At 71.0% G+C, this 9447-nt stretch carries 11 protein-coding genes; 6 read left to right on the forward strand and 5 right to left on the reverse strand.

What is annotated here, in order from left to right:
- From VHK87_RS15255 to VHK87_RS15265, 3 genes are all read left to right on the forward strand, one after another.
- The coding region (locus tag VHK87_RS15255; protein ID WP_329635745.1) for an aldehyde dehydrogenase family protein at positions 1 to 738 on the forward strand (738 nt) is incomplete at its 5' end.
- Positions 739 to 791: 53 nt separating this feature from the next.
- Positions 792 to 2348 carry a long-chain-fatty-acid--CoA ligase gene (locus VHK87_RS15260; protein ID WP_329635746.1) on the forward strand — a complete coding sequence of 519 codons (1557 nt, stop codon included), beginning with the start codon at positions 792 to 794 and terminating at the stop codon, positions 2346 to 2348.
- Between the two features lie 12 nt (positions 2349 to 2360).
- Positions 2361 to 3302: an alpha/beta hydrolase gene (locus tag VHK87_RS15265; protein WP_329635747.1), complete on the forward strand. Its 942-nt coding sequence runs from the start codon at positions 2361 to 2363 to the stop codon at positions 3300 to 3302.
- A 129-nt stretch (positions 3303 to 3431) separates the two neighbouring features.
- Here the strand turns inward: VHK87_RS15265 and VHK87_RS15270 are convergent, their stop codons facing one another.
- Positions 3432 to 4211 (reverse strand): class III extradiol ring-cleavage dioxygenase, encoded by a 780-nt coding sequence (locus VHK87_RS15270; protein WP_329635748.1) that lies wholly within the window; start codon positions 4209 to 4211, stop codon positions 3432 to 3434.
- Between the two features lie 4 nt (positions 4212 to 4215).
- Positions 4216 to 4788, reverse strand: coding sequence for an NAD(P)H-dependent oxidoreductase (locus tag VHK87_RS15275; RefSeq protein ID WP_329635749.1), 573 nt, complete (start codon positions 4786 to 4788; stop codon positions 4216 to 4218).
- A gap of 119 nt (positions 4789 to 4907) precedes the next feature.
- Here VHK87_RS15275 and VHK87_RS15280 point away from each other — a divergent pair, with 119 nt between their 5' ends.
- Positions 4908 to 5816, forward strand: coding sequence for a LysR family transcriptional regulator (locus VHK87_RS15280; protein WP_329635750.1), 909 nt, complete (start codon positions 4908 to 4910; stop codon positions 5814 to 5816).
- A 10-nt stretch (positions 5817 to 5826) separates the two neighbouring features.
- On the opposite strand, the gene VHK87_RS15285 is transcribed toward VHK87_RS15280, so the two are convergent.
- The gene (locus VHK87_RS15285) at positions 5827 to 7374 is read right to left on the reverse strand and encodes a winged helix-turn-helix domain-containing tetratricopeptide repeat protein (RefSeq protein WP_329635751.1); all 1548 of its coding nucleotides are present in this window, start codon (positions 7372 to 7374) and stop codon (positions 5827 to 5829) included.
- A 112-nt stretch (positions 7375 to 7486) separates the two neighbouring features.
- Here VHK87_RS15285 and VHK87_RS15290 point away from each other — a divergent pair, with 112 nt between their 5' ends.
- A complete protein-coding gene (locus VHK87_RS15290; RefSeq protein ID WP_329635752.1) occupies positions 7487 to 7864 on the forward strand; it encodes a hypothetical protein in 378 nt (125 codons plus the stop codon).
- 60 nt (positions 7865 to 7924) lie between these two features.
- The gene (locus VHK87_RS15295; protein ID WP_329635753.1) at positions 7925 to 8233 is read left to right on the forward strand and encodes a hypothetical protein; all 309 of its coding nucleotides are present in this window, start codon (positions 7925 to 7927) and stop codon (positions 8231 to 8233) included.
- A 7-nt stretch (positions 8234 to 8240) separates the two neighbouring features.
- On the opposite strand, the gene VHK87_RS15300 is transcribed toward VHK87_RS15295, so the two are convergent.
- Positions 8241 to 8804: a biliverdin-producing heme oxygenase gene (locus VHK87_RS15300; RefSeq protein WP_329635754.1), complete on the reverse strand. Its 564-nt coding sequence runs from the start codon at positions 8802 to 8804 to the stop codon at positions 8241 to 8243.
- A partial coding sequence (locus VHK87_RS15305; RefSeq protein ID WP_329635755.1) for a sensor histidine kinase occupies positions 8801 to 9447 on the reverse strand: 647 nt, incomplete at its 5' end. The genes VHK87_RS15305 and VHK87_RS15300, both read right to left, overlap by 4 nt.

Raw genomic sequence — 9447 nt, forward strand, 5'->3', positions numbered from 1 at the left:
AACGCCGCCCCGACGGTCAAGCGCGTCCACCAGGAGCTGGGCGGCAAGAGCCCGAACATCGTGCTCGACGACGACGTGTTCTCGAAGTCGGTGGCCCGCGGCGTGGCGTCGATGATGACCAACTCGGGCCAGTCCTGTAACGCGCCCACCCGCATGCTCGTCCCGTCCAAGCGGATGGAAGAGGCGATCAGCGTCGCCCGCGAGACCGCCGACCAGATCACCGTCGGCGATCCCAACGGCAACGCCACCATCGGCCCGGTGGTCTCCGAGGTGCAGTGGAACAAGATCCAGGGCCTGATCCAGAAAGGCGTCGAGGAAGGCGCCACCCTGGTCACCGGCGGCCCCGGCCGTCCCGAGGGCCTGGACAAGGGCTACTATGTGAAGCCTACCGTGTTCGCCAACGTCACCAACGAGATGACCATCGCCAAGGAAGAGATCTTCGGCCCGGTGCTGTCGATCCTCGGCTATGAGAGCCTCGAGCAGGCCATCGAGGTCGGCAACGACACCGAATACGGCCTGGCGGCCTACGTGAACGGCGCGGACATCGAGAAGGCCCGCGAGGTCGCGCGCCAGCTGCGCGCCGGCCAGGTGTCGATCAACGGCGGCTCGGACATGACCGCCCCGTTCGGCGGCTACAAGATGAGCGGCAACGGGCGCGAGTGGGGCGACTACGCCTTCCACGAGTTCCTGGAGACCAAGGCCATCCTCGGCTACGCGCCGAAACAGGCGGCCGAGTAGGGCAAGCGACGACGCCTCCGGGGCCACCCCGGAGGCGTTTTCGTTTCAGGGCCATGGCCGCCTTCCAGGGCATCGCGGACGCCGTCAGGGACCAGGCCCGCAGGCGGCCTGACGCCCCGGCCATCCGCTTCGAGGGTCGCGAGACCACCTACGCCGCGTTCGACCGGCTGTCGTCGCAGGCCGCCCAGGCGATGCGGGCCGCCGGCGTGCGCCCCGGCGAACGGGTGGGCGTGCTGGCCAAAGGAACCGACGACTTCTTCGCCCTGTGGTTCGGCGCGCTTAAGATCGGCGCCTGCCTCTGTCCGGTGAACTGGCGGCTCGCCGCGCCGGAGATCGCCTTCGTGCTGAAGGACGCCGGCTGCAAGCTGCTGGTCTGCGGCTCCGAATATGCCGGCGTGGTAGAGGGCCTGGCCGCCGACTGCGGCCTGTCCACCGTCGTCCAGTTCGAGCCGGGCCATGCGTCGTGGCCGGATTTCCACGGCTGGATCGCCGGGCAACCTGCGGAGGATCCGCAGCACCCGGCCCAGCCCGACGACGACGTGATCCAGCTCTACACCTCGGGCACCACGGGGTTGCCCAAGGGTGTGCAGCTGACGCAGTCCAACTACGCCGCGCTGCGCCGCTCAGCCGAGGCGGGCTGGGGCCAGTTCGGCGAGGGCATGCCGGTGCTGGTGGCCATGCCGCTGTTCCACGTGGCGGGCGCCAACATGGGCATGCTGTCCCTGCTGCAGGGGGCGCTGGCCATTGTGCTGCGCGAGGCCAGCCCGCCGGCCATCCTGCAGGCCATCGAGCAGCAGAAGATCCAGCACGCCTTCCTGGTGCCGGCGCTGATCAACATGATCCTGATGACGCCGGGCGTGGAGAGCGCCGATGTCTCCAGCCTGAAGGGTATCTACTACGGCGCTTCGCCGATCTCGGAAGACGTGCTGCTGCGCGCGAAGGCGCGGTTCGCCGGCGCCGGGTTCAATCAGCTCTACGGGCTGACCGAGACCATCGGCGTCGGGACCTGGTTGCCGCCCGAGGCCCACGATCCGGCCAAGGGCAAGCTTAGGGCCTGCGGGCTTCCCTCGCCCGAGATCGAGCTGCGCATCCGCACCGGCGGGCGCGAGGCCGAAATGGGCGAGGTGGGCGAGATCGAGATCCGTTCGCCCTGCGTGATGAAGGGCTACTGGAACCGGCCCGACGCCACCGCCGAGGCGATCGACGCCGACGGCTGGTTCAAGACCGGTGACGCCGGCTACCGCGACGCGGACGGCTTCGTCTTCCTGCACGACCGGGTGAAGGACATGATCGTCTCGGGCGGGGAGAACGTCTATCCAGCCGAGGTCGAGAACGCCCTGTTCTCCCATCCCGCCGTGGCCGACGCGGCGGTGATCGGCGTGCCGGACGAGACCTGGGGCGAGGCGGTGAAGGCCATCGTCGTGCTGCGCCCGGGGTTGAGCGCCGAGGCGGCCGAGATCATCGCCCACTGCCGCAGCCGCATCGCCGGCTACAAGACGCCCAAGAGCGTGGATTTCGTGGACGTGCTGCCGCGCAACCCGTCCGGCAAGGTGCTGCGGCGCGAGCTGCGGGCGCCCTTCTGGACGGGCCGCGAGCGGCAGGTGAGTTAGGGGGAGAGGCGTATGGACATGGACCCGCACTTCAAGGCGCACGTGGACGAGCAGGCCAAGGTCGCCGCCGCCAATCCCGCCCCGCCGCTCGACGTGATCCCGCCCGAGATGGTCCGCGCCGGCTACCGGGCCCAGCGGACGGCCCAGAACGCCAATGCGCCCACGGACGTCGTTGCGAAGGATCTGCAGGTGGGCGGCGCCGACGGACCGATCCCGGCCAGGCTCTACACCCCGCCCGGAGCTCCGGCGACCACGCCCGGGCTCGTCTATTTTCACGGCGGCGGCTTCGTGATCGGCGACCTGGAGACCCACGACGGCCACTGCCGCAGGCTCGCGGCCTACGCCGGCGTGCGGGTGATGGCGGTGGACTATCGCCTGGCGCCTGAGCACCCGTTCCCCTGCGGCCACGACGATGCGCTCGCGGCGACGAAGTGGGCGTTCGACCATGCCGACGAGATCGGCTTCGACAGGTCGCGGATCGCGGTCGGCGGCGACAGCGCCGGCGGCAATCTGGCCGCGTCCGTCTCGCTCGACCTGAGGAACGATCCGCAACGACGGCTGGCGTTCCAGCTGCTGCTTTATCCCGGCATCTGGCCGGTGGAGGACACCGCCTCGCGCAAGGCGCTCGACGGGCCGGTGCTGACAAAGGCGGCGATCGCCTGGTTCGACAAGTGCCTGGCCGCCAAGGGCCATCCGCAGAGCGCGAGAGCCTGGCTCGGCGAAGCCAAGGACCTCTCCGGCGCGCCGCCGGCGCTCGTCGTCACCGCAGGCTTCGATCCGCTGAAGGACGAGGGCCGCGACTGGGCCGAACGCCTCCGCGCGGCCGGCGTCGAGGCCCGCCATGTGGAATACCCCGCCCTGGTCCACGACTTCTACATCATGGCCGACGTCTCGCCGGCCGTGGACGTCGCCGCGCGGGAGACGGCGCAGGCGCTGAAGCAAGCGCTGAACTGATCTTTCCTTTTCCCATTCATCGGAGAGGGGGGCCGCCCGCGACCGCCGGCTGAAGAGCGGGCGGCGGAAAGGGCAGGCCGATGCGCCGTAGATGGGGCTTCCCTCTCCCGCAAGCGGGAGAGGAAGGCGCTATCCGAACTGATACGCCGAGATCGCCACGTCCATGATCTCGTCGCCGAACACCTTGCGGCCTGGGTCGCCGCTAGCGGCGCCGGCGGCGAGGAAGATGGGGGCCAGGTGCTCTTCGCGCGGGTGGGCCTCGCGGGCGTGGGGCGCGGCGGCCCAGCGGGCGAGGGCGGCGGGATCGGCCACCGCCTCGGTCAGCCAGGCGTCGAAGGTCCGCGAGCGCTCGGTGAAGGCCGGCGAGAAGCCGCGCATGTTGTGCCAGCTCATGCCGCTGCCGAGGATCAGCACGCCCTCGTCCCGCAGGGGCGCAAGGGCGCGGCCGGCCGCCAGGTGCAGGGCCGGGTCGAGGCTCGCCTGAAGCGACAGCTGGAGGACGGGTATGTCGGCCTCGGGCAGGGCGACCTTCAGCGGCACGAAGACCCCGTGGTCCCAGCCACGGGTCGGATCCTCGGCCGCCGGCAGGCCGGCGCCGGCCAGCAGTTCGCGCACCCGCCCGGCCAAGGCCGGCGCGCCGGGCGCGTCGAACCTCAGCCGATAGGTGTGCTCGGGGAAGCCGTAGTAGTCGTAGATCAGCTCCGGCCGCGCCGACGACCCCACCGTGAACGCCTCGGCCTCCCAGTGGCCGGAGACGACGAGGATCGCCTTGGGCCGCTCCGGCAGGGCGGCGATCAACCCGCCCAGCCAGTCTGCCGTCTTGTCCCACGCGTCAGCCGGGCCGCGAGCCCAGTCCATGAAGAAACAGGGACCCGCGCCGTGGGGGATGAACAGGGTCGGCAGGCGCATGGCTTTAGGCGAGCTCGGGGGTGCGGGCCCCGGCGATGACCTCGATCCAGTCGGCGAAGTCGCGGGCGTACTTGGTCAGGAAGCCGCGGGTATCTTCGTTGACCAGCTGGCCCTGCTCGTCGAACAGCGCGCCGGCGTTGGAGATATAGGCCTCGCTCTGCAGGGTCGGCACGTTCAGGAACACCAGCGATTGGCGCAGGTGGTGGTTGGCCCCGAAGGCGCCGAGGCCGCCCGGCGTGACGCTGATCACCGCGCCCGGCTTGCCGTTGAAGACGCTGTGGCCGTAGGGGCGCGAGCCCACATCAACGGCGTTCTTCAGCACTGCGGGAACGGAGCGGTTGTACTCCGGCGTGACGAAGAGGAGGGCGTCGGCTTCGCGGACCTGATCTCGGAAGCGGACCCATTGGGCCGGCGGCGCAGCTTCATCGTCCTGGTTGTAGAACGGCAGGTCGCCGATCTCGACGAAGCGGAACTTCAGGTTTTGCGGCGCGACGGCGGCCAGCGCTTCTGCGAGCTGGCGGCTGAAGGAGTCCTTGCGGAGGCTGCCGACGAGGACGGCGACGGTGCGGGTGGACATGACTCTCTCCTTTGAAAACTTGGGGCCCGTAAGGCGACAGGACCTAGGTGGGGTCTTGGCGCGGCGTTGATAATCCACCTCGATTGAAGGAGACTGTTTCCGGTTTGGAAGGAGTGGCTGTGGACCGTCTGGATGAAGTTCGGCTTTTCGTAGCCGTGGCGGAGGCCCGCAGCTTCGCCGCCGCGGCCCGACGCATCGGGGTCTCCCCGGCCCAGGCCTCGAAAGCGATCGCACGCCTGGAAGACCGGCTCAGTGCGCGCTTGCTCAATCGGACCACGCGGGACGTCTCACTGACGGACACTGGCCGCGCCTACCTGGAGCGGGCCCGCAGCCTCGTCGACGAGTTCGACGCCCTGGAGACCTCAGTCCGAGACGTGAGCGGCCCTCGGGGGCTCCTGAAGGTCACCGCTCCGATGTCGTTCGGCTCAGTGGAGCTGGAGTGCGTGATCCTGGAGTTCGCCCGCGCTTATCCGGAGGTCTCGCTGGAGGTGTCGCTGTCCGACCGGGTCACCAACCTGGTGGAGGAGGGCTACGACGTCGCCGTCCGCATCACGCGCATGGCCGACTCCTCGCTGGTCGCCCGCAAGCTCGGCGAGGCGCGCGTCGTCACGTGCGCCGCCCCCGACTACCTGCAGCGCGAGGGAAGGCCGATGGAGCCGTCGGAGCTCGCCCACCGCGAGGCGATCCTGGACCTCAACCTGGCTGACCCCACGCTGTGGAGTTTCGGCCGGGGCGCGGCGCGAGTGGATGTTCGTGTTCACGGCCGGCTCCGCCTCTCAAACGCCGAAGCCTGCCTGGCCGCCGCCCGCTACGGCTTCGGCGTCGCCCGGGCGCCCGCCTTCGCGGCGGCCGAGGATCTGCGCGCGGGGCGGCTCTCGACGCTGCTCTGCGACTTCGAGCCGGAGCCGATGCCGATCTACGCCGTCTATCCCCACGCCCGGCACCTCTCCGCGAAGGTGCGGGTCTTCGTCGACCACCTGGCGCGCCACTTCTCAGGGACGCCGAGATGGGAGCAGGGCTGGACGTGACTCCGGGCGCCTAGCGCAGCGCCTCGAACCCCCGGACGACCCGCCGGCGTGCAGCGGCGTCGTGGAAGGGGAAGGCGGCAAGGAAGTCCTCCGCCGAGAGGCCGGGCTTGCGAGCCCGGGCCGACGCCGCCCAGCGGCAGGCGCTGGCCGGATCGCCCGCGAGACTGTGGCCGACGGCGGCGATCATGTGGATCAGCGCATGGGCGCCCGGCGCCCGGGCGGCGCGCTCGCCCCAGGCGGCGGCCTGGTCGGGCTCGTCCAGCACCAGGTGCGAGAGGGCCCGCACGCCGAGCATGCCGTAGGCGAGGGGATCCAGCGGGCTGAGCCGCAGGGCCTCGTCTGCGCCGCTCCGGCCCTCCAGCCCCTGGCCCATAAGGGTCTCGGTCCACGCCTTGGAGTACTTCGCCTGCGGGTAGTTGGGGTTGAGCGCGATCGCCCGCTCCAGCCAGGGCAGCCCGGCCTCCAGGTCCCGCCGCAGCCAGAAGACCCGGCCCATCACGAGGTTGCAGAACGGGTCGAGTGGATCGTGCTCCAGGCTGGTCTCGGCGGCGCGCTGCGCCAGGGCCGCGGCCTCGCCCGGCGCATCGGTGAAGCTCAGGAAGGCGGTCTCGAAGTGGGTGAAGGAAAGGCCCGCATGGGCCCGGGCGAAGGTCGGCTCCAGCTCCACCGCGCGGCGGAACAGCTCGGCCGCCCGCGCCGCCCCGTCGGCGGTGAAGCGGTACATGTGGCCAAGGCCCAGGTGGTAGGCCGCCCAGGCATCGAGGTTCTCCGGCGAGGTCAGGCGCGCGCGGCGGGCCTCGATCAGCGGCACCTGGAGCTCCAGGGCGGCGATCACAGCGCGGACGATCTGCTCGCGGATCTCGTGCACGGCGTCGGGCGGGGCGCGAAAGCGCTCGCTCCAGATCACCCCGCCGTCGCGGGTGTCGCTGAGCTCGACGGTGAGCAGCATGAGCCGCTCGCCGACCTCCACCGAGCCGGTCAGGCCGTAGGCGGCGCCGAGGGCCGTGCGAATCGCTGCCAGGTCGCCCTGGGCGCCGCGGAACCGGAAGGTCGAGCCACGGGCGATCACGAACAGCCAGCGCAGCCGCGAGAGTTCGGCGATCAGGTCGTGGGGCAGGGCGTCGGCCAGCGCCGCCGCGCTCGGTCCACCACCGAGCACCGAGAACGGCAGGACGGCGATCGAAGGCCGCGACGACGGCTCGGAGGCTTCGGTCGCCGGCGCCTCACCGACGGCCGGCTCGGGGCCCGCGTCGGTCTCCACCTCGGCGACGAAGCGGAAGCCCATCTTCGGCACGGTGCGGACGATCCGCTGGGCTGCGCCGTCGTCGCCGAGCGCCTGGCGCAGCGACTTCACCCGGCTCGAGATCGCCGCCTCGGAGACGATCCGACCGTTCCAGACGGTGTCGACGATCTCGTCCTTGCCGACCAAGCGGTGGCGGTTCTCGATCAGCAGGCGGAGCAGCGCGAAGACCTGCGGCTCCATCGGCACGTGCGCTTCCGCGTTCCGCAGTTCGCAGGCCGCGGCATCCAGGCGGAAAGCGCCGAAGCGGTAGATCATCGTTCTGCAAACTACCACGCCGCTTCGGCTTCTCCCAAAAACCTCCAGGGGTTCTGCAAGCGGGCCCCGGCGCGCCGGCGCAGACTGGCGTCACCAGACCAGGAGTGACGCCATGAAGATGAAGTGCGAAGCGCTGCCGGACTCCCTCAACGCCGGGGGCGTGCGGGTTCAGGGCGCCGACTGGGGAGAGCTCAACATCTCCCACATTCATTTCCCGAAGGGGGCGGACGCCACGCCGCTGCTCCAGGGGATGCCGCAGAACCTCTGCCAGTGTCCCCATTGGGGCATGGTGCTGAAGGGCTCGATCAACGTCCGTTACGGCGACGGCGAGACCGAGCAGGTCAGCGCCGGCGAGGTCTACTACTGGCCGCCAGGGCACACGGTGTGGGTGGACGAGGACTACAGCGCCATCGAGTTCAGCCCCAAGGACCAGATGCGGGAGGTGATCGACCACCTGCGGGAGAAGATGGGCGTCGCAGCGCCGGCCTGAGACCGAACCCGCAGGGCGTGCGGCGCGTTTCCGGCAGGACCTTAGCCGGAGCTTCCGCCGATGCGACTTCCGATCTGCGCCGCCCTCACCTTCGCCCTGGCGGCCGCGGCCTGCCAGCAGCAGCCGCAGACCGCGCAGGACAAGGCTGCGGCGACGGCCGAGGCCGCCCAGGAGACCTCCGCGGCGGCCGACCAGGCGGCCGCTGCAGCCGAGCAGGCCCGGCAGGCCGCCGCCTCGGCCGCTGGCGCCCAGACCACCGCTCAAAGCCAGGCCGCCGGCAACGCCGCGGCGGCGGCGGGCGCGGAAGCGGAGAAGGCTGGGGAAGCGGCCGCCGACGCCGGCGAGAAGGCGCAGGCCGCCGCCAAGTAGGCGCGCCTCAGGAAGTGTGAGCCGCCTCGCCGACAAGGCCGGCGCGCACGTAGTCGAACCCGAGCAGGGCGCCGGCGACCGCCTCGGCGGCGCGGTCGGCGCACTCGCGCTCCAGGACCGCGCAGAAGTCCTGCCAGCGCCGGCCGGTCTCGGGTCCGTAGATGTCGAAAAACCCCGTCCCCTCCAGCGGGAGGCCGGCCGCCCGCAGGCGCTTGCGGATCACCCGGCCGCCGAGGGTGGAGCCCTCGAGCACATAGGCGAAGCCGAGGGCATGGGCGCGGCTGGTCAGCAGAGGCGGCGCGGCCGGCGCCGGCATCTCCGCGTGTGCATCCAGGGACCGCAGGTCCCGTCGGAGGGCGGGGGTCTTGAGGCGGACCTCGAAGTCGTAATCGGGGATGGTCGCTAGGTGAGGCCGCAGGGCCCTCTCCGCCGGTTCGTACAGCGACAGGAAGACTCCCAGCAGCCGACGCCGCCCCGCGTGGCCGGCGAGCCGTTCGAGAATGCCCGCGTTCGCCTCCAGATCGTCGTGACGCGCCTTCGTGGCCCGCCGGAGTTCGGCCAGGACACTCATGCGTCGAGGCTGCGGGCGCCCGCGGGCAGCGGCACGGTCACGACCACGCGCAAGCCGGGCGAGGCGGCCTTGCGCTCGATGGTCCCGTTGAACCGGTCGATGAGACCGGCGATCAGCCGGGAGCCGAGCCCCCCGCCGGCGACCGGCTGGGCCAGGGCCTCGCCGCGACCCCAGTCGCGCACTTCGAGCCGCAGGGCCGGTCCGCGCAGGACGAGATCCATCGCCAGCGGCCCGGCGCCGCCGTCGTAGGCGTACTTGGCGGCGTTCAGCACCAGCTCGCTCAGCACCAGGCCGATGGACATCGCCATCTCGGTGGGCGTCGAGACCGGACTGAGGTTGATCGTCATCTGGCGCGTCCACTCCTCGCCGAGCGATGCGCCGATGTCGGCCAGCAGTTCGCGCAGGTAGATGTCCAGGTCCACCGCCTCGGGGTGTTCGGAGCGGTGGAGGCGGCGGTGCACGAGGGCCACCGCGCTGACCCGGCTGAGCGCCTCTTCGAGCTGGGACTTCACGTCGGCATCGGTGGTCGTACGCAGCTGCATCCGGAGCATGCCGCCGACGATCTGCAGGCTGTTCTGGATCCGGTGGTCGCCCTCGCGCAGCAGGTGGCTCTTCTGGCTGAGCTCCTGGTCCCGTTCGTCGA

It is taken from the genome of Phenylobacterium sp. (assembly GCF_036263695.1).
In the GTDB taxonomy this organism is placed as follows: domain Bacteria; phylum Pseudomonadota; class Alphaproteobacteria; order Caulobacterales; family Caulobacteraceae; genus Phenylobacterium.